We start from the raw sequence: 18,821 nt of genomic DNA on the forward strand, positions 1-18,821 counted from the left end.
CGATACTCGATACTCGTGACCGAACGCAGCCCCGACACCGAACCCGCGCCCGCCCCGGTCGCGGTGCGCGACGAACCCACCCGCCGGCCGCTCGGGTCCTGGCTGCGGTTCACCGGTTCGGTGGGTCCGCTCGGGATCGCCACCGCCATGCTCTGGCTCAGCGTGATCGTGCTGCTGCCGCTGGCCGCGCTGACCGTCAGCGCGTTCGATGACGGCTGGTCGGGGTTCTGGGGTGCGATCACCGATCCGCTGGCACTGGCCTCGCTGCGGGTGACGGTGCTGGTCTCCATCGTGGTGGCACTGCTGAATGTCGTGATGGGCACGCTGATCGCCTGGGTGCTGGTCCGGGACGATTTCCCGGGCAAGGGGCTGGTGAACGCGCTGATCGATCTGCCGTTCGCGCTGCCGACCATCGTCGCCAGTATCGTGCTGCTCGCGCTGTACGGGCCCAAGAGCCCGGTCGATATCCATCTGAACGCCACCCAGCCCGGTCTGGTGGTCGCCCTGGCCTTCGTGACGCTGCCGTTCGTGGTCCGCTCGGTGCAGCCGGTGCTCATCGAAGCCGACCGGGAGGTCGAGCAGGCGGCGCTGTCGCTGGGGGCGGACAACTGGACGACGTTCCGGCGGATCGTGCTGCCCACCCTCGCACCCGCCGTTATCAGCGGCGGCGGGCTGGCCTTCGCCCGCGCGATCGGCGAGTTCGGTTCGGTAGTGCTGATCGGCGGCAATATCCCGCGTGACACCCAGGTCGCCTCGCAGTACATCCAGCAGCAGATCGAGATAGACCGGCCGGTGAACGCGGCCGCGGTATCGGTGGCCCTGCTGGTGATCGCGTTCGTCGCGCTGCTGGTACTGCGGGTGTTCGCCGAGCGGACGGCCCGGAAGGAACGCGAGGCCCGATGAAACTGTCCGCATCCAGCCGGGTGACGTTGCGTGTGCTCGCGCTCGGCTATCTGTTCGTATTACTGGTGCTGCCGCTGGGCATCATCCTGTACCGGGCGTTCGAGCACGGGATCGGCGCGTTCATCGACCAGATCAGCACGCCGGCCGCCATCTCCGCCTTCAATCTGTCGATGCTCATCCTGATCATCGTGGTGCCGGTGAATGTGATCCTGGGGGTGGTGATCGCCCTGGCGCTGGTGCGCGGGAACTTCCCCGGCCGGCGGTTGCTGCAGGGGATCGTGGACCTGCCGTTCGCGGTATCGCCGGTGGTCGTCGGTGTCGCGCTGATCATGCTGTGGGGTGTCGGCGGCTGGTTCGGGGTGGTCACCGACTGGGGTTTCCGGGTGATCTTCGCGCTGCCGGGCATGGTGCTGGCGACGGTCTTCGTGACCATGCCGTTCGTGGTCCGCGAGGTGGAGCCGGTGCTGCACGAGATCGGTGACGACCAGGAACAGGCGGCCGCGACGCTGGGCGCCTCGGGCTGGCAGACCTTCTGGCGGATCACTGTCCCCGCCATCCGCTGGGGCCTCACCTACGGTGTTGTGCTCACTGTTGCTCGCGCGCTCGGCGAATTCGGCGCCGTGATCATGGTCTCGTCCGGGTTCCCCGGTGTCTCGCAGACACTGACGCTGCTGGTGCACGAACGCTATATCAACGATCACAACGATTTCGGCGCGTACTGCGCCGCCACCCTGCTGATGGGTCTCGCGCTCATCACCCTGCTGTTGATGACGCTCCTGGAACGTAAGCGGGACGCATCTTGAACGCGCACGCCGGAGGCCGCCCATGATCACCGTGACCAGCGCGCGCAAGAACTATGGTTCTTTCGCCGCCCTCGACGATGTCAGCCTGGACATCCCCTCCGGCGAGCTGACCGCGTTGCTCGGACCGTCCGGTTCCGGGAAGTCGACGTTGCTGCGGTCGATCGCCGGGCTGGAGAACCTCGATTCGGGCGTGGTGACCATCGGTGGCCGCGATGTGACCCGGGTGCCGCCGCAGAAGCGGGATATCGGTTTCGTCTTCCAGCACTACGCGGCGTTCAAACATATGACCGTCCGCGACAATGTGGCCTTCGGCCTGACCATCCGCAAGCGGCCCAAGAACGAGATCGCCAAACGAGTCGACGAGTTGCTGGGCATCGTCGGGCTCGACGGTTTCCAGCACCGGTATCCGGCGCAGCTCTCCGGCGGCCAGCGCCAGCGGATGGCGCTGGCCCGCGCCCTGGCGGTGGACCCTCAGGTGCTGCTGCTGGACGAACCGTTCGGCGCGCTGGACGCCAAGGTGCGGGCGGATCTGCGGACCTGGCTGCGCCGATTGCACGAGGAAGTACATGTGACCACCGTGCTGGTGACCCACGATCAGGAAGAGGCCCTCGACGTGGCCGACCGGATCGCGGTGATGAACGCCGGGCGGATCGAGCAGGTCGGCAGTCCCGAGGATGTCTACGATCGTCCGGCCAGCGAGTTCGTCATGACGTTCCTGGGTGCGGTGGCCCGGCTCAACGGCCATCTGGTGCGGCCGCACGATATCCGGGTCGGGCGCGATCCGAGTATGGCGCTGGCCGCCTACGAGGGGACCGCGGAATCGGCGGGAGTCACCAGGGCGACGATCGAGCGGGTGGTACGGCTCGGGTTCGAGGTCCGGGTGGAGATGCGCAATGCCGCTACCGGCGATCTGTTCGTCGCGCAGGTGACGCGCGGTGATGCCGAGGCGTTGCGCTTGGCGGAAGGGGAGACCGTCTACGCCCGGGCGACCCGGATCCCGCATCTGCCGTTGGCATAGGCGTACCGCCGCCGGTTACCTGTGACCGGAAGTCGCGCGGAGTTGGGTCGAGGCGGGTCCGCGGGGCGGCGGCCGGACGGCTCGGCAGCGGTGGCCCATGATTCGAAATATGCGCTCTGAACAGCTGTGATGCCGACCGCTGACCGACTGTGACCTGGCTGCGTCGGCTGTCGTGTTGACGTACCCCGTTTTAGCTGTAACCATGGGGAACAGTTAAGCCGGAATCATTGACGAGAGGCATGACGATGACGTCTTCAGCCACCACGGTCTCCGACGACCAGCTGGTTGCTCAGGCCCAGGAGTACGCGGATAAGCTGCTGCTGCTGTCCGAAGGCTCGGTCAACCGGCATTTCGACCCGTTCGAGGATATCGACTGGGATCATCCCGACTTCGACGTGAATACCCGGCCGGAGCGGTGGATCCTGCCCGTATCGGCCGATACGCTCGGCCGTCACCCCTGGTACCAGGCCCTGTCCGAGCAGGAGAAGATCGACCTCGGCAAGTACCGCCAGGCCAATGTCGCCAAGGTCGGCCTGCAGTTCGAGGCCATCCTGATCAGCGGCATGATGCAGCACGTTTTCGGTCTGGCCAACGGCGACCCGGAGTTCCGCTACTGCTCCCACGAGATGATCGAGGAGCACAACCACACCCTGATGTTCCAGGAGATGGTGAACCGGATCGGCGTCGATGTACCGGGGATGGGCCCGCTGGTCCGTCAGCTCCGCCACCTCGCCGTACCGGTCGCGGTGGCCTTCCCGAATCTGTTCTTCATGGCCGTGCTGGCCGGTGAAGAGCCGATCGACCACATTCAGAAGGACATCCTGCGCTCCGGCGAGGAAGTGCATCCGATCATGCGCGGTGTGATGGCCATCCATGTGGCCGAAGAGGCCCGGCACATCTCGTTCGCGCACGAATTCCTGAAGCAGCATGTGCCGGAGTCCTCGCGGCGTAACAAGTTCGTGCTGTCGCTGGCCATGCCGCTGGTCATGTGGATCCTGGGCCGCGCCATCGCGACCCCGCCCAAAACCTTCTTCGAGGAATTCGATATCCCGAAGAGTGTGCGCAAGGAACTGTTCTACGGTTCCGCCGAAGCGAAGCGGACCTTCAGCGACTACTTCGGCGATGTCCGCGCGCTGGCCGCGGAGATCGGGCTGATGAACCCGGTCGCCAAGCGGGTCTGGAAGATGCTGGGTATCGCCGGGCACAGCACCCGGTACCGTTCCGAGCCGCTGCGCGCCGTTCCCGGCGCCGCGGCCTGAGCGGGCGGGTAAACACCCGATGCCCTACGTCGTCACGCAGTCGTGCTGTAGCGACGCCTCTTGCGTCTACGCATGCCCGGTCAACTGCATCCATCCGACACCGGACGAACCGGATTTCCGGACCGCGGACATGCTCTACGTCGACCCGGCCTCCTGTGTGGATTGCGGCGCCTGCGCCTCGGCCTGCCCGGTGGACGCCATCACCTCGTCGAAGAAACTGACCGACGAGCAGAAGCCGTTCATCGAGATCAACGCCGATTTCTACCGGCAGGCGCGGCCGCGCCCGATCCTCGCCCAGCCGGTTCCGGCGCCGCCGATCCATACCGCCGGCCGTGGTCCGCTCCGGGTCGCGGTGGTCGGTTCGGGACCTTCGGCCATGTACGCGGCTGACGAACTGCTCACCCAGCCGGATGTGCGGGTGACCGTATTCGACCGGCTGCCGGTGCCCTACGGCCTGGCCCGCTACGGTGTGGCGCCGGACCATACGAAAACACGTAAGGTCGCCGACCTGTTCGATGTGATGTCGCGGCAGCCCGGATTCGGGTCGTACTTCGATATCGAGATCGGCAAGCATATTTCGCACGAGGAACTGCTCGCCTATCACCACGCTGTCGTGTACGCGGTCGGCGCGTCCACCGACCGCAAGCTCGGAATCCCCGGTGAGGGCCTGGCCGGAAATGTCTCGGCCACCGATTTCGTGGCCTGGTACAACGGCCATCCCGATCATCTGCATCACGATTTCGATCTGTCGCAGCGGCGGGTGGTCATCGTCGGCAACGGTAACGTCGCCCTCGACGTCGCACGGATCCTGACGACCGATCCGGAAGAGCTGGCCGGTAGCGATATCTCGCCGATCGCGCTGGAAGCGCTGCGGCACAGCGCGGTGCGCGAGGTCGTGGTGCTGGGTCGCCGCGGTCCCGCCGAATCGGCGTTCACGGTCCCGGAATTCGTCGGACTGCTGGGTTCCGATGTGGATATCTCGATCGAGGGCGAACTGCCGCCGGTCACCGCCGATCTCCCGTATCAGGTGGAACAGAAACTGAAATTGCTGCACCGGGTGGCGGATCGGCCGTTCGGGCAGCGGCGGCGGATCGTTTTCCGCTATCAGAGCGCGCCGAGCCGGATCCTCGGACCCGACGCGGTGACCGGTATCGAGGTGGACCGGACCGAACTGGTGCCCGGCGACGACGGCCGGACGCGGGCCGTCGCCACCGGAGATATCGATCTGCTGGAAACCGGGCTGGTGCTCACCTCTGTCGGCTATCGGGGAGTGCCCACGCCGGGTCTGCCGTTCGACGAGCAGCGCGGGATCATCCCGAATCGGGCCGGCCGCGTGCTGGAGAGTTCGGAAGGCACAGTAGTCTCCGGTGCCTATGTCACGGGGTGGATCAAACGTGGCCCCACCGGGTTCATCGGGACCAACAAGTCCTGTGCCCAGGAGACGGTGCAGCAGCTTGCCGCGGATTTCAATGCCGGCCGCCTGGCCGAACCCGCGGGGAGCGCCGAGGCGTTCGATCGGTTGCTGCGGCAGCGACGGCCGCAGGTCCGCGCCGCGGGTGCGGTGACCCGGACCGGTAAACCGGTGCGCCGCTTGTTCAGCCGAGCCTGAGGCTATCTCTCAGCTTTCCGCCCGTCCGGTACCGCACCGGGCGGGCGGACTTCGTTTGCGAGCCGCGAATTCTCCAGCGTCAGCTATTGGCCGGTTACCCGTGGGTAGTTGTCGGGTGGACGGTATCTCGGTGTCAGCGGGGCTTACGCGCGGACAAGGCGGCGGACACCCCTGTGTCCCTATGTATTTGTATCGAATCAGCTGCTAGAGGCAGTTTTCACACGGACCGGACAATTGGACCTCCGGTATGTTTCCGTACCGGTGAACGGGGATTTGTTCCGTAACTTCATATTTCATTGCCGATTATTAGATTTATCCGGGGGGTTGCAGCTAACCTGTGGTCGCTGTTTGGAAAACGACCGCGCCCATGGCTTTTTCGCAGGACGTGGTCTCGGTGCGTTTGACGGGATGGCAAATGACTTCTGGGCTGGGTATCAGTATCGGCACGGTGAACGTTGTCTCGGCGCGGGTCGGCGAGCGCGAGGCCCGGCCGGTGGTGCGGACACGGCGGACGGCGGTCGGATTCGACAGCCGCGGTAGTGCCCGACTCGGCGGTATCACTCGATTCTCCACGGCGGTAAACGAATTCGCCGATCTCGGGCGCAACCCGGAATCGGTCTACGTCGACGGCCGGATCTGGTCACCGGCGACGATATTCGCCTCGGTGGTGCAGGGGCTGGTGGCCGCCGAACCCGCGACCGGGGTGGTCGCCACCCATCCGGCCGGATACAGCGCCAAACAACTCGATCTGCTCCGGCAGAGCCTCGACCTCGCGGGCGTCGGCCACGTCCAGCTGGTTCCCGAACCGGTGGCCGCCACGCACTGGCTCGATACCGAAGACGGCCCACTCGATACCGGGTTCGTCCTCGTCTACGACCTCGGCGGGAACAGTCTCGACGTGGCGGTGGTCCGGACCGGTACGGATTGGCCGGATCATCCCGTGGTCGGAAAGCCGGTGCGTTCCTACGATTTCGGCGGCCGCCCCCTGGGGGCCATGATCGCCCGATGCGCCGGCGATCGTGCGATCGGCCCGGCCGAACCCGAAACCGGAACCGTCTCGCTGATGTCCTTCGTCGACCCCGAAGGGCTGCGACGCGAGCATATCCGGGATTCCCTCGAGGTGGTGCGGTCGGCCGTGCGCTCGGCGGGGGTAGCGCTCTCCGATATCGGCCGGGTACTGGTCGTCGGTGGTGCGTCCCGGCCGCCGCAGGTCGCCGAAACACTCGCCGAACTGGGGCTGCCGGTGACGATCGCCGCCGATTCCGGGCAGTGCGTCGCGCTGGGCGCCGCCGGTATGGCCGCGGAAAGCGTTGCGGTGGCATCCTCCTCCCGCGTCAAGCACGCGCCCATCTTCTCCGGGGCGGCGGTGTTCTCCGCGGTGGCGATGTCGGCGGCCACCATCCTGGGCAACGGCGCCGCCGATACCGGACCCGTCGACCAGGACCGGATGCCGCTGCAGACGCCGGGGGCGGTGCTGTACGAAATCCACGGCGAGGCGCAGGTCGAACGCTCCGGAGCCGGATGGAGTGTGTCGTACGAGCCGATGGACGCCCCGGCCCAGATCGCTCCCGCGAGTGTGTCGCGGCCGTACGGGCCGCATATGCCGGGGGCTCCGGCGGAACGAGCCGAGCCCGGTACGGATCGTCCCGCGGGCGGTACCCACAATGCGCCGGGGGATTCGCACCCCGGGCGCGAGTCCCGGTACAGCGATCCCGCTCGATTCGACAATCCGATCCCCTTCGGGCACAGGGATATCGCGCCTCGGCCCGACCTGGGACCCCAGCAACCCGAAACGCCCGGAATCCAGCTCCCGGATGGTCCCGGCCCGGACGATTCACCCGTCCTGAACCCACCCGGCGAGCAATCCGGCGGGGAATCCGGTGGGGGAGAGGATGATTCGGGCAATGGTCCCGGTTCGACGCCGGGCCTTCCGGATATCGGTATCCCCGAAGCGCCGAGTGCACCGGGCGGAAGCTGGTCCGACAGTGGAGACCAGCCCGGCGGCAGCTGGTCGGTGCCGGGTGGTTCCGGGGACAACTCCGGGCCGGGGTCCGGAGAAGACGGGCCCGGAGCAGGTAGCCCGGGTGGTTTCGGAACAGACGGTCCGGGTGGTTTCGGAGCCGGTGATTCGGGTGGTTCCGGGGACAATTCGGGTGGTTTCGGCGGTGACTCGGGTGGTTTCGGTTCGGGCGATTCGGGTGGCTTCGGCGGTTCGGACGACGGTGGCTCATCGAGCACCGACTCGGGTGGTTTCGGTGGTTTCGGTGGTCGTTCGGATTCCGGTGGTTCGGACTCCTCGAGCGGCTCGAAATCCCGGGGCTCCGATTCCGGCGGGCCCAGTTCGTCCTCCGGTAGTGATGGCGGGTCGTCCCGGAGTAAAGGTTCGCGAGGTAAGTCGTCGGGTGGGGGATCGGACCACTGACCTTCATCCCAGATCGGGCGGTCTCGCCGATGCGCTGGTCGCTATCTGCCGCCCGAGGGCTCCCCGGTATCCGGACAATCTCGGGTAGCTTGGGCGGCGGCTATGCTGAAGTGGTCGTACACGGCGCTCGAGGAGGTGTGATGACCGCACAGATCGATCTACCGATGACCGGCGTGCGTACCCGCGCCGAGTTCGAGAGTTTGCCGGAGGTCCCCCGCGGGTGGGCCTGGGAATTGCGGTCCGGACGATTGGAGCTCACGTTCATGCCGGTCACGTTCTGGCATTTCCGGATCGTGTTCATGGTGTTGGAGCATTGGCTGCGCCGTGGCTACGAGATATCCGGCGAGCAGTATGTGGCCGATAGCGGGTTCGTTCGAGGTGGGACGGGGAAGAACAACTTCGTCGCCGACGGTGTCGTCTTCGATCCTGGCTATCGCCCGGACAAGAACAGCAGCACGCATGACGCAGCGGATATTCATGTGGTGATCGAAGCTGTTTCGCAGGACAGTGAGGACCATGACGCCATAGACAAGTTACGCGTCTACGCGACGCTCGGAATTCCGCACTATTGGATTGTGCGAGGCGATGTCGACTCCGAAGAGATCGATGGGTTCGTCACCATGTATGAACTGGTCGACGGGGAGTACAAGTTGCAGGGCAACCGGCTGGTCAGCCAGCTGTCGTAAGCCGGTGACGGCGATCCGGGAAACCCGGTGCCGCGGATTCCGATCGGCGGGAGAATATCCGGTGTGGATATCGATGGGGGCCCACCGCGGCTTATCGCATTGGATGTGGACGGGACACTGCTGAGAACCGGCACGCCGGTGAGTGATCGGGTGGCGGCAGCAGTTCGGGCGGCGGTCGCGAATGGGGCGCATGTCGTGGTGAGTACCGGGCGGACCATGCTGACCACCAGGCCCGTGCTGGAGGAACTCGGCCTGATCCGGGGGCATGCCATATGTTCCAACGGGGCGGTGCACATCGATATCGAAGCGGACGAGCCGGCGGCCGTACACGTCTTCGATCCGCGGCCCGCGGTGACGGCGCTGCGGGAGCTGTTCCCGGAGATGATCTTCACCGCGGAAAAGGTCGGGGTAGGAGTCTGGGCGACCGGGATGAGTCCGGGTGAGTACTACATCGGCGGAGAATATGTGGTGGTCGACCACCACACACTCTGCAGCGCGCCCACGCCCCGCCTGAACTGCTGGTGGCCCGAGGGGTCGGTCACCGAGATGCGCCGGTTGCTGGAAACACTGGCCGTCCCGGATATCAGCTGGGTCTACGGTGAATTCGGCCCGTGGCTCAGCATCTCCCGCCAGGGTGTGTCCAAGGGCTGGGCGCTGGAACGGCTACGCCGGATCCTGGATATCCCGCGAGCGGCCACCCTGGCGATCGGTGACGGATTCAACGACCGCGAAATGTTCGCCTGGGCCGGGCATTCGGTAGCCATGGCGAACGCGCCGGCCGAACTGCACGATATCGTCGACGAGGTGACCGCCGACGTCGCCGCGGACGGGGTGGCCGCTGTCCTGGAACGCTGGTTCTGAATACCGATAACCGCCGGGCGATGTGCGCGAAAGCCGTCGGCTCGGGGCCGGAACATCGTTCATATCGGGGAGCCTGCCGCCGGTACCTACCGCGGTTGTATTCCGCCGGTGGCCGGAGATTGATGTGTAAGCGGTGTGGGGGACGGTGTTTTCGGTGCGTCTGCGGGTGGGGGAGATTGGTCCCCATGGTCCAGGGGGTCCTGTGACAGGCGGTCCAGCCATTCCCGGAGGAGCTGCTGCTCGGGGCCGGTGAGTGCTGTCTGGTCGGGGAGGGTGGCGCGCAGGGCTCGGGCCGCGCCGGCCGGGCCGGTGCCCTGGACGGCGGGCTGCTCGTTGGTGACGGCGGTGACCATGGCCTCTCGCAGTGCCGTGAGCAGGGCCGGGTCTCGGTCGGCTTCCGGCAGGGACAGCCACGTGAGCACAGCGCCCCGGCCGGTGGCGTGAATGATCCCGGCCGCGATCCGATCATCGACACGTAACCTGCCGGCCGCGGCGAGCCGGCGGACCCGTCCGTGCAGGATCTCCAGCCCGGCCCGGAACGCCGCCGATTCCAGGCCGGCGGGTTCGCTGTACATGAGGGTGTAGAGCGCGGGGTTGGACAGGCCGAACTCGACCGCCAGGTCCCACCCGGCCCGCAGGTCTTCGATGAGGTCGACCGGGTCCGGGTCGACTTTCTTGCTCGCCACGAACTTCGCGAAACCGTATTGCGCCACCGCGTCCAGCAGCCCGTTCTTATCGCCGAACAGCCGGTAGATCGCCGGTGGTTGCAATCCTGCCGCATCGGCTACGGCGCGGGTGGTCACCGCGTCCCGGCCCGCACGTTCCAGCAGATCGGCGGCGGCTTCGATGACGCGCCGGCGGTGCTGTTCGCGACCCGACCCGGCGCCGTGAGGTTCGACGGTGGGGTTCCTGCGTGGCGTCGGCGGTGTCATGAATCAACGATAACGCTTGACTGTTTCCGACGAAAGTATCATCGTTAACGCATAATCGTTTCCAATGGAATCAAGGAGTACTTCATGATCATCGTGACCGGAGGCACCGGGCTGCTGGGCCGTCGAATTGTCGAGAGCCTGCTCACGCGGGTGCCGGCCGACCAGGTAGGGGTGAGCGTCCGCGACCCGCGAAAGGCGCAGGATCTGGCCGGTCGCGGAGTACGAGTGCGGCACGGCGACTTCACCGACCCGGACAGCCTGGCCCACGCTTTCGAAGGCGCCACGCAAGTCCTCATCGTGTCGGTCGACAAACTCGGCGCAGAGGCCACCCGGCAGCACCGGGCCGCCGTCGACGGCGCCGTCGCGGCAGGCGCACACCGCATCCTGTACACCAGCCATATGGGGGCCGCCCCGGCCTCGCGGTTCGAACCCTGCCGGGACCACGCCGCCGACGAGCAGATGCTGCGGGATTGCGGCGTGCCGTTCACCGCACTGCGCAACGGGTTCTACGCCGCCAGCGCAGTGAGGTTCTTCGGACAAGCCGCCGAGACCGGGCAGCTCGTGCTGCCTGCCGATGGGGCGGTGAGCTGGACCGCGCACGCCGACCTCGCCGCCGCGGCCGCCGCCATCCTTGCCGATGAAGGCCGATTCGATGGCGCTACACCGCCATTGACCGCCGCGCGGGCGATCGACTTCGATGAGATCGCCGCGATCGCGAGTGATCTCACCGGCCGAACCATCCAGCGCGTCACCGTATCCGACGAGGAGTTCCGCGAGCAGATGGTGAGCTACGGTGTCCCGGCCGCGCAGGCGGACATGATGGTGGATATCTTCGCAGCCGGCCGAGCCGGTGAATTCGCCACCGTCGACCCGGCGTTGGCGAAGCTGATCGACCGCGAGCCGATCGGCTTCGACACGATTCTGCGCGAGGCGTTGTCGGTGAATTGACTGGCTGTGCTCGGAGGCAGGGGTAGTGGCAACGCAGGCCGATTCGATTCTCAGCCGGTTGCGTTGCCGGCCATGCCGGGGCCGTCGGTGCGCGGCTTCACGCCGAGAGGGGCAGGGCTCGGGTGACGGCGTCGTCGTAACGGTTCCAGACGACCTCGGCGAGGGCGGGGTCGGGGCCGAGTACCGCGGCATGCGGGAGGGACGGATCCTGGTCGAGGAGCCGGTCGGTGAGCAGGCCCGGGGCCAGGAACCAGGGGGCCACCAGTAGCTTTTCGGCGCCGCGTTCGCGTAACCGCTGTACCGCGTGGGTCAGCGAGGGCCGGGCCGTGGCGAAACACACCTCGGTGGGGCTTCCGGTGTGTGCGCCGAACCGGCGAGCCAGGCGGGCGGTGTTGCGGTTCGCGGTTGCCGAGGAGGATCCGACCGCGGCCAGGGCGATACCGACCCGGTCATCCGGTGCGGTCCAGCCGTGCGCGGTGCGGACCGCACGAACCCGGTTGTGCAACAGTGAGATCAGCCGCGGGTCGGCACCGAACACATCGGCCTGGGTTACGTCCAGCCGGGGGTTGCGGGCCGCTGCCCCCGCGAGCAGTCCGGGCAGGTCGACCCTGGCGTGGAATGCGCTGCCGAGCAGCAGCGGAACCACCACGGCGTGGGTTTCGCCCGTGGCGGCCACCGCATCCAGGACCTGTCCGACCGACGGCGCGTTCAGGTCGAGGAACGCCAGCCGGGCGGGCGTTCCCGGGCGTTCTGCCCGGACCTGGTCCATGAGCGCGGTGACGGTGGCGGCGGACCGGGGGTCCCGGCTGCCGTGCGCCACCGCCACCAGAGTCGGGCTCGGCATCAAGCCTCGGTTCCGACCTCGACCGCGCTGAGTACATCGCCGACCAGACCGGCCCCGAGGGTGTTCCCGCCCGCGGGGTCGATCAGCAGGAAGCTGCCGGTATGCCGGTTGGCGCGGTAGTCGTCGGCCGCGATCGGTTCGGCGACGCGTACCGAGATGCGGCCGATATCGTTGAGCGACAAGGACTCCGGATTCGGGTCCGCGGCCAGGCGCTGTTCGTCGAAACGTTCGGTGAGCGTGCCCACGATCGCCTGCGTGGTGCGGGTGCCGTGTTTGAGCAGCAGCCGGGCGCCGGGCCGCAGCGGTTTGTCACCGAGCCAGCAGACGGTGGCGTCGAAGGTATCGAGGGCTTCCGGCGCGTCGCCGGGGGAGGCGATCGTATCGCCGCGCGAGATATCGACCTCGTCGGCGAGGATCAGTGTCACGCTGCGACCGGCCTGCGCGACCGCGAGTTCCCCGTCCGGGGTGTCGATCCGCTCCACTGTGGTGCGGATACCGGACGGCAGCACCACCACCTCGTCGCCCGGCGCCACCGAACCCGCCGCGATCTGACCGGCGTATCCGCGGTAGTCCGGGTATTCGGGGGTGCGCGGCCGGATCACATACTGCACGGGGAACCGCAGGCCCACGGCGTGGGCTCCGGAATTGTCCGCGTCCACCGGCACCGATTCCAGATGCTCGATCAGCGACGGGCCGCTGTAGTACGGGGTCTTGTCCGAACGGGAGGCGATATTGTCGCCGTGCAGCGCCGAGACCGGGATCTCCAGGACATCCTCGTCCGACCAGCCGAGAGTGCGGGTGAGATGGGAGAACTCGGCCGAGATCTCCGCGAAAACCTTGGCGGCCGCGGCCTGCTGAGCCTGCTCGCTGGGCTCGTCACCACCGATCAGGTCGATCTTGTTCACCGCCAGCACGAGCTTCGGCACGCCGAGCAGCGCCAGCACCGCGGCGTGGCGGCGGGTCTGCTCGATCACGCCCTTGCGCGCGTCCACCAGCAGGATCACCAGCTGCGCCGTCGACGCGCCGGAGACCGTATTGCGGGTGTACTGCACATGGCCCGGGGTGTCGGCGAGTACGAACGAGCGCCGCGGTGTCGCGAAGTACCGGTACGCGACATCGATTGTGATGCCCTGTTCGCGTTCGGCGCGCAGGCCGTCCACCAGCAGCGACAGGTCGGGGGTGGACAGGCCCTTGTCCACCGACGCCCGGGTCACCGCGTCGATCTGGTCGGCGAGCACGGATTTGGTGTCGTAGAGCAGACGTCCGACCAGAGTGGACTTGCCGTCGTCGACAGAACCGGCGGTGGCCAGCCTCAGTAGGTCGGACATATCAGAAGTAACCCTCTCGTTTACGGTCTTCCATGGCGGCTTCGGAGACTCGGTCGTCGCCTCGGGTGGCGCCGCGTTCGGTCAGCCGGGAGGCGGCGACCTCGGCCAGAATTGCCTCGTTATCGGCCGCGTCGGACAGGATGGCGCCGGTGGTGGATCCGTCGCCGACGGTGCGGTAGCGCACCGAACGGGTTTCGAGTACCTCACCGTCGCCGGGGCCGCCCCAGCTGCCCGGGGTCATCCACATTCCGTCGCGCTGGTATACCGGCCGCTGGTGCGCGTAGTAGATGGTGGCCAGTTCCACGTTCTCGCGGGCGATATAGCGCCAGATATCGAGCTCGGTCCAGTTCGACAGCGGGAACACCCGCACATGCTCGCCCGGTGCGTGCCGTCCGTTGTACAGGTTCCACAGTTCGGGCCGCTGCCGTTTCGGATCCCACTGGCCGAAGGCATTGCGCAGTGAGAAGATCCGCTCCTTGGCGCGCGACCGTTCCTCGTCGCGGCGCCCGCCGCCGAAGACGGCGTCGAACCGGTTCTCACTGATCGCGTCCAGCAGCGGCACGGTCTGCAGCGGGTTGCGGATACCGTCCGGACGTTCGGTGAGGCGGCCGTCGGCGAGATAGTCCTCCACGGCCGCCACATGCAGCCGCAGACCGTACTTCTCGACCACGTGATCGCGGAATTCGAGCACCTCGGGAAGGTTGTGCCCGGTGTCCACGTGCAGCAGGGCGAACGGTAGCGGCGCCGGCCAGAAGGCCTTCAGCGCCAGATGCAGCAGGACGGTGGAGTCCTTACCGCCGGAGAACAGGATCACCGGACGTTCGAACTCGCCCGCGACCTCACGGAAGATATGGATGGCTTCCGATTCCAGCGCGGCCAGGGTGTCGAAATCCGACAGGCCCACAGAGCGTTCGGTAGCGATGGCTTCGGTCATGAGGCGTGCAACCCACATTCTGTTTTGGCGAGTCCGGCCCAGCGGCCGCTTCGCGGATCGGAACCCGGCTCCGGCTTCCGTGTGCACGGAGCGCAGCCGATGGACGGATACCCCTCCTCCACCAGGGGATTGACGAGAATCGAATGCTTTTCGATGTAGTCCTGCATCTCGTCGTCGGACCACGGTGCGATCGGGTTGATCTTCACCAGCCCGAAACCCTCGTCGAAGGAGATGAGCGGAGCGTTGGCGCGGGTGGGTGCCTCCACCCGGCGGATACCGGTGACCCACGCGTTGTAGGGCGACAGCGAATTACGCAGCGGCACCACCTTGCGCAGCCGGCAGCATTCCCCCGCGTCCCGGGCGAACAGGTCCTTGCCCAGGAGCGCGTCCTGCTCGTCGACGGTGTGTTCGGGACGCACGTTGACCACGTTCACCCCGTACACCGCTTCCACGGCGTCGCGGGTGCCGAGGGTTTCGGCGAAGTGGTAGCCGGTGTCGAGGAACAGCACATCCACGCCCGGCCGCACCTGGGCGGCCAGCTGGACCAGCACCCCGTCCTGCATATTCGACGCGACGATATAGCCGGTGCCGAAGTTCTCGTCGGTCCAGCGCAGCAGCTCATCGGCCGACGCGTCCGGTCCGAGTTCGGCGGCGCCACGTTCGGCCAGAGCGCGCAGCTCGTCGGCACTCAGCTTGGCGGGCAGCTGTTTCTGCTCGGTTGTCACAATGGGTCTCCCGTCACCACGCTCGCGGAATTCATCGCAGATGGGCTTCCTCGGCACGAACGGCCCACTGCGCGAACCGTTCTCCGTCTTCGCGGAGTTTCATGAAGTTGCGCACCACGCGCTCGATGTAATCGCCGAGCTCGGTGCTGGTCACCTTGTGCTGGCGAAGTTTTCGGCCGAATGCGCTGTCCAGGCCGAGGCTGCCACCCAGATGAACCTGGTAGCCCTCGACTTGATTCCCGGCGCCGTCGTCGACCAGCTGGCCCTTGAAACCGATATCGGCGATCTGCGAACGGCCGCAGGAGTTCGGGCAGCCGTTGATATTGATCGTGACCGGCACATCGAGCTGGTCGTTGAGATCGGCCAGCCGCTGCTCCAGCTCCGGCGCGAGTGCCTGGGAGCGTTTGCGGGTCTCGACGAAGGACAGTTTGCAGAATTCGATACCGCTGCAGGCGAGCAGGTTGCGCCGCCAGACCGACGGGCGCGCCTGCAGTCCCAGCGGTTCCAGTTCCGCGATGAGCTGTTCGACCTTGTCGTCGGCGATATCGAGCACGACGATCTTCTGGTACGGGGTGAAACGGATCCGGTCCGCGCCGGCGCGTTCCACTGCGTCGGCGACCTTCGACAGGATCGTGCCGGATACCCGGCCCGCGATGGGGGAGAAGCCCACGGCGTTGAGTCCGTTGCGCAGTTTCTGCACGCCGACATGGTCGATCGGGCGTTTGGGCTGCTCCGGCGCCGGGCCGTCGATCAGCTTGCGCTTCAGGTACTCGTCCTCGAGCACCTGCCGGAACTTCTCGATACCCCAGTCCTTGATAAGGAACTTCAGCCGCGCCTTGGTGCGCAGCCGGCGGTAGCCGTAATCACGGAACAGGCTGACAACGCCCTCCCACACCTCGGGCACCTCGTCCAGCGGCACCCAGGCGCCGACCCGCTGGGCCAGCATCGGGTTGGTGGACAGTCCGCCACCGACCCACAGGTCCAGGCCGGGGCCGTGCTCGGGATGGTTCACGCCGACGAACGCGACATCGTTGATCTCGTGCACCACGTCCTGCTGACCGGAGATCGCGGTCTTGAATTTACGCGGCAGATTGGAGTACTCGGGTTTGCCGATGTAGCGGCGCACGATCTCGTCGATCGCGGGCGTGGGGTCCAGGACCTCGTCGAGTGATTCGCCCGCCAGCGGGGAACCGAGCACCACACGCGGGCAGTCGCCGCATGCCTCGGTGGTCTGCAGGCCCACCGATTCGATCCGCCGCCAGATCTCGGGAACGTTCTCGATCTCGATCCAGTGGTACTGGACGTTCTCCCGGTCGGAGATATCGGCGGTATCGCGGGCGAACTCGGTGGAGATCCCGCCGAGCGTGCGCAGCTGCGCGACGTTCAGGGCGCCGCCGTCGCAGCGGATCCGCATCATGAAGTATTTGGCTTCGAGCAGATCGATGTTCTCGTCGCCGGTCCAGGTGCCGTCGTAACCCTGCTCACGCTGGGTATAGAGACCCCACCAGCGGAAACGGCCGCGCAGATCGCCCTTGTCGATACTGTCGAAGCCGTTCTTGGCGTAGATGTTCTCGATCCGCGTGCGGACGTTGAGCGGATTGTCGTCCTTCTTGGACTGCTCGTTCGGGTTGAGCGGTTCGCGGTAACCGAGCGCCCACTGACCCTCCGCGCGGCGGCGTACCGGTTTGCCGGTGCGGGCGCGCGTCGGGCGTGCGGGGGCCTCGCCCTTTGCGGGGCTTTCGGCCTTCGCGGGGGTGGCGGCGTCGGTGCTCGACGTCATGAAGTCGCTCCTGCTGGGTTGGGCTTACGTCCGTGCTGAGGGCGCGAGGGGCTGACTCGCACCCGCGGTGTCAGCGGGCCGAAATCCTCGAATAGGAATATCGCCGGAAAACCGGGACGGGGCGCAGCTGAGCTACCGGGCGGAACCGGGCAGACAACAGGCGCTGCAGACGCGCTTGTAATCGACGTGGCGACGTGCCACAAGTCGTACTCCTGATGCGCGCATGCGACCCATTGTGCCACGCCGCGCCGCGCAATCCGACCGCCCTACCAGTATTTCCCGTGAACAAGCGGGAAATCGCCTGGTTCTACCGGGTTATTTGTGACAGCCGTCATATTTTCGTCCGGGACGACTCGGCGTCGCTGTACCGGAAGGGGCTGACCTCGAGGTTGCAGGCACGGCGTCACCGACCGAGACCAGAGGCGCACGGCCGCACATGATGACCGAGGAGGACTGCCGCCACTGCTCGCCGCCGGCCGGAACACCCCGGTCGTCGCAGGCCGAGCCGGTGCCGGTCACACTGGAAGAGTGAATTCCCCCGCCACCGCGCTCACACACAGCGACGCCGACTCTCCGGTGCTGCGCGATTTCGGTGGCGGCCCGTTCGGCATCTACGTCCACGTTCCGTTCTGCGCGACCCGCTGCGGATACTGCGATTTCAACACCTACACCGCCGGTGAACTGGGTACTTCCGCCTCGCCGGAATCCTGGTCGGCCGGACTGCGCCGGGAACTCGCCGCGGCGGCCGAACAGTTCGCCGCCCTCCCGAGCCCGACACCCCAGGTGGAGACTGTCTTCGTGGGTGGGGGGACACCGTCTCTGCTCGGCGCGGACGGGCTGTCCGGGGTGCTCGACTCGATCCGAGCCGAGTTCGACTTGGCGCCGGATGCGGAGGTGACCACCGAATCGAATCCGGAATCGACCTCCCCGGAGTTCTTCGAGCGGATCCGGGCGGCCGGGTTCACCCGGGTCTCGCTCGGGATGCAGTCCGCGGCGTCGCACGTGCTAGCGGTCCTGGACCGCACCCATACGCCGGGGCGGGCCGTGGCCGCCGCCCGCGAGGCCCGCGCGGCCGGATTCGACCACGTCAACCTCGATCTGATCTACGGCACCCCTGGCGAACGCGACAGCGACCTCGACGCCAGCCTGGACGCGGTGCTCGACGCGGGCGTGGACCACGTATCGGCCTATTCGCTCATCGTCGAAGACGGCACCGCGCTGGCCCGCCGGGTACGGCGGGGAGAACTTCCAGCTCCGGACGATGATGTGCTGGCTGCCCGCTACGAGCGGATCGACGCCCGCCTGACAGCCGCCGGACTCACCTGGTACGAGGTATCGAACTGGGCCGCCGATAACGCCGCCCGCTGCCGCCACAACCTCGGCTACTGGGACGGCGGCGACTGGCTGGGCGCGGGTCCCGGCGCACACAGTCACGTGGGCGGTGTGCGCTGGTGGAACGTCAAACATCCGGCTCGCTACGCCGACCGCACCGCGGGTGGCGGCCTGCCCGCCGCCGGCTGGGAAGCACCCACCGCCGGTGACCGCTACCTGGAGCGGATCATGCTTGCGTTACGCCTGCGCACCGGCCTGCCGCTTTCCGACCTCGACACCAGTGGACTGACTGCTGCGCGCCGAGTCGCCGCGGACGGACTCGCGGCGATACGCGACGAACGGCTGGTGCTCACCGACCGCGGCCGCCTGCTGGCCGACGGTGTGGTCCTGCGACTGCTGGGCTGAGCGCTCCCCGAACTGATCACCGCCGCTGTCGA

Annotated in this window: 17 protein-coding genes; 10 read left to right on the plus strand and 7 right to left on the minus strand. The window is 67.0% G+C overall.

The annotated features are described in order from the left end of the window. Positions 1–63: 63 nt before the first annotated feature. The 8 genes from cysT (at position 64) to ABZ827_RS19060 (ending at position 9,561) form a co-directional block, all read left to right on the plus strand. Positions 64–903 (plus strand): sulfate ABC transporter permease subunit CysT, encoded by an 840-nt coding sequence (gene cysT, locus ABZ827_RS19025; RefSeq protein WP_357238424.1) that lies wholly within the window; start codon positions 64–66, stop codon positions 901–903. Beyond that, the gene (gene cysW / locus ABZ827_RS19030; protein WP_357238199.1) at positions 900–1,706 is read left to right on the plus strand and encodes a sulfate ABC transporter permease subunit CysW; all 807 of its coding nucleotides are present in this window, start codon (positions 900–902) and stop codon (positions 1,704–1,706) included. Before cysT ends, cysW begins: the two co-directional genes overlap by 4 nt. A gap of 22 nt (positions 1,707–1,728) precedes the next feature. Further along, positions 1,729–2,724 (plus strand): sulfate ABC transporter ATP-binding protein, encoded by a 996-nt coding sequence (locus ABZ827_RS19035; RefSeq protein WP_357238201.1) that lies wholly within the window; start codon positions 1,729–1,731, stop codon positions 2,722–2,724. Positions 2,725–2,969: 245 nt separating this feature from the next. Further along, positions 2,970–3,983: a diiron oxygenase gene (locus ABZ827_RS19040; protein WP_357238203.1), complete on the plus strand. Its 1,014-nt coding sequence runs from the start codon at positions 2,970–2,972 to the stop codon at positions 3,981–3,983. 19 nt (positions 3,984–4,002) lie between these two features. Further along, positions 4,003–5,592, plus strand: coding sequence for an FAD-dependent oxidoreductase (locus tag ABZ827_RS19045; RefSeq protein WP_357238205.1), 1,590 nt, complete (start codon positions 4,003–4,005; stop codon positions 5,590–5,592). 415 nt (positions 5,593–6,007) lie between these two features. Then, on the plus strand, positions 6,008–8,014 hold the full coding sequence (locus ABZ827_RS19050) for an Hsp70 family protein (RefSeq protein ID WP_357238207.1): 2,007 nt from the start codon (positions 6,008–6,010) through the stop codon (positions 8,012–8,014). A gap of 140 nt (positions 8,015–8,154) precedes the next feature. Further along, a complete protein-coding gene (locus ABZ827_RS19055) occupies positions 8,155–8,700 on the plus strand; it encodes a Uma2 family endonuclease (protein WP_357238209.1) in 546 nt (181 codons plus the stop codon). A 63-nt stretch (positions 8,701–8,763) separates the two neighbouring features. Next, a complete protein-coding gene (locus tag ABZ827_RS19060; protein ID WP_357238211.1) occupies positions 8,764–9,561 on the plus strand; it encodes an HAD hydrolase family protein in 798 nt (265 codons plus the stop codon). 86 nt (positions 9,562–9,647) lie between these two features. Here the strand turns inward: ABZ827_RS19060 and ABZ827_RS19065 are convergent, their stop codons facing one another. Continuing rightward, positions 9,648–10,493: a TetR/AcrR family transcriptional regulator gene (locus tag ABZ827_RS19065; RefSeq protein ID WP_357238213.1), complete on the minus strand. Its 846-nt coding sequence runs from the start codon at positions 10,491–10,493 to the stop codon at positions 9,648–9,650. An 84-nt stretch (positions 10,494–10,577) separates the two neighbouring features. Here ABZ827_RS19065 and ABZ827_RS19070 point away from each other — a divergent pair, with 84 nt between their 5' ends. After that, positions 10,578–11,441, plus strand: a complete 864-nt coding sequence (locus tag ABZ827_RS19070) for an NAD(P)H-binding protein (RefSeq protein WP_357238215.1) — start codon at positions 10,578–10,580, stop codon at positions 11,439–11,441. Between the two features lie 97 nt (positions 11,442–11,538). Here ABZ827_RS19070 and ABZ827_RS19075 read toward each other — a convergent pair whose 3' ends face one another. The 6 genes from ABZ827_RS19075 to ABZ827_RS19100 all read right to left on the minus strand — a co-directional run bounded on the left by ABZ827_RS19075 (position 11,539) and on the right by ABZ827_RS19100 (position 17,286). Further along, a complete protein-coding gene (locus ABZ827_RS19075; protein ID WP_357238217.1) occupies positions 11,539–12,285 on the minus strand; it encodes a sirohydrochlorin chelatase in 747 nt (248 codons plus the stop codon). Continuing rightward, positions 12,285–13,613 carry a GTP-binding protein gene (locus ABZ827_RS19080; RefSeq protein ID WP_357238219.1) on the minus strand — a complete coding sequence of 443 codons (1,329 nt, stop codon included), beginning with the start codon at positions 13,611–13,613 and terminating at the stop codon, positions 12,285–12,287. The genes ABZ827_RS19075 and ABZ827_RS19080 overlap by 1 nt, the downstream gene beginning before the upstream one ends. Before the next feature lies 1 nt (position 13,614). Continuing rightward, positions 13,615–14,547 (minus strand): sulfate adenylyltransferase subunit CysD, encoded by a 933-nt coding sequence (gene cysD, locus ABZ827_RS19085; RefSeq protein WP_357238221.1) that lies wholly within the window; start codon positions 14,545–14,547, stop codon positions 13,615–13,617. Then, the gene (locus tag ABZ827_RS19090) at positions 14,544–15,272 is read right to left on the minus strand and encodes a phosphoadenylyl-sulfate reductase (protein WP_357238223.1); all 729 of its coding nucleotides are present in this window, start codon (positions 15,270–15,272) and stop codon (positions 14,544–14,546) included. Before ABZ827_RS19090 ends, cysD begins: the two co-directional genes overlap by 4 nt. 31 nt (positions 15,273–15,303) lie before the next feature. Continuing rightward, the gene (locus ABZ827_RS19095; protein ID WP_357238225.1) at positions 15,304–17,052 is read right to left on the minus strand and encodes a nitrite/sulfite reductase; all 1,749 of its coding nucleotides are present in this window, start codon (positions 17,050–17,052) and stop codon (positions 15,304–15,306) included. A 132-nt stretch (positions 17,053–17,184) separates the two neighbouring features. After that, positions 17,185–17,286 (minus strand): Ms4527A family Cys-rich leader peptide, encoded by a 102-nt coding sequence (locus ABZ827_RS19100; RefSeq protein WP_357238227.1) that lies wholly within the window; start codon positions 17,284–17,286, stop codon positions 17,185–17,187. A 342-nt stretch (positions 17,287–17,628) separates the two neighbouring features. On the opposite strand from ABZ827_RS19100, the gene hemW reads away from it, so the two are divergent. Further along, positions 17,629–18,789 carry a radical SAM family heme chaperone HemW gene (hemW, locus tag ABZ827_RS19105; RefSeq protein ID WP_357238426.1) on the plus strand — a complete coding sequence of 387 codons (1,161 nt, stop codon included), beginning with the start codon at positions 17,629–17,631 and terminating at the stop codon, positions 18,787–18,789. Positions 18,790–18,821 lie beyond the last annotated feature (32 nt).

This window comes from Nocardia sp. NPDC019395 (assembly GCF_040632335.1).
In the GTDB taxonomy this organism is placed as follows: Bacteria; Actinomycetota; Actinomycetes; order Mycobacteriales; family Mycobacteriaceae; genus Nocardia.

Bases quoted from the DNA above. Each gene is read 5' to 3' on its own strand.
- cysW (WP_357238199.1), top strand. From the start codon at position 900: ATGAAACTGTCCGCATCCAGCCGGGTGACGTTGCGTGTGCTCGCGCTC.
- ABZ827_RS19035 (WP_357238201.1), top strand. From the start codon at position 1,729: ATGATCACCGTGACCAGCGCGCGCAAGAACTATGGTTCTTTCGCCGCC.
- ABZ827_RS19040 (WP_357238203.1), top strand. From the start codon at position 2,970: ATGACGTCTTCAGCCACCACGGTCTCCGACGACCAGCTGGTTGCTCAG.
- ABZ827_RS19045 (WP_357238205.1), top strand. From the start codon at position 4,003: ATGCCCTACGTCGTCACGCAGTCGTGCTGTAGCGACGCCTCTTGCGTC.
- ABZ827_RS19050 (WP_357238207.1), top strand. From the start codon at position 6,008: ATGACTTCTGGGCTGGGTATCAGTATCGGCACGGTGAACGTTGTCTCG.
- ABZ827_RS19055 (WP_357238209.1), top strand. From the start codon at position 8,155: ATGACCGCACAGATCGATCTACCGATGACCGGCGTGCGTACCCGCGCC.
- ABZ827_RS19065 (WP_357238213.1), bottom strand. From the start codon at position 10,493: ATGACACCGCCGACGCCACGCAGGAACCCCACCGTCGAACCTCACGGC.
- ABZ827_RS19070 (WP_357238215.1), top strand. From the start codon at position 10,578: ATGATCATCGTGACCGGAGGCACCGGGCTGCTGGGCCGTCGAATTGTC.
- ABZ827_RS19075 (WP_357238217.1), bottom strand. From the start codon at position 12,285: ATGCCGAGCCCGACTCTGGTGGCGGTGGCGCACGGCAGCCGGGACCCC.
- ABZ827_RS19080 (WP_357238219.1), bottom strand. From the start codon at position 13,613: ATGTCCGACCTACTGAGGCTGGCCACCGCCGGTTCTGTCGACGACGGC.
- cysD (WP_357238221.1), bottom strand. From the start codon at position 14,547: ATGACCGAAGCCATCGCTACCGAACGCTCTGTGGGCCTGTCGGATTTC.
- ABZ827_RS19095 (WP_357238225.1), bottom strand. From the start codon at position 17,052: ATGACGTCGAGCACCGACGCCGCCACCCCCGCGAAGGCCGAAAGCCCC.
- ABZ827_RS19100 (WP_357238227.1), bottom strand. From the start codon at position 17,286: ATGGGTCGCATGCGCGCATCAGGAGTACGACTTGTGGCACGTCGCCAC.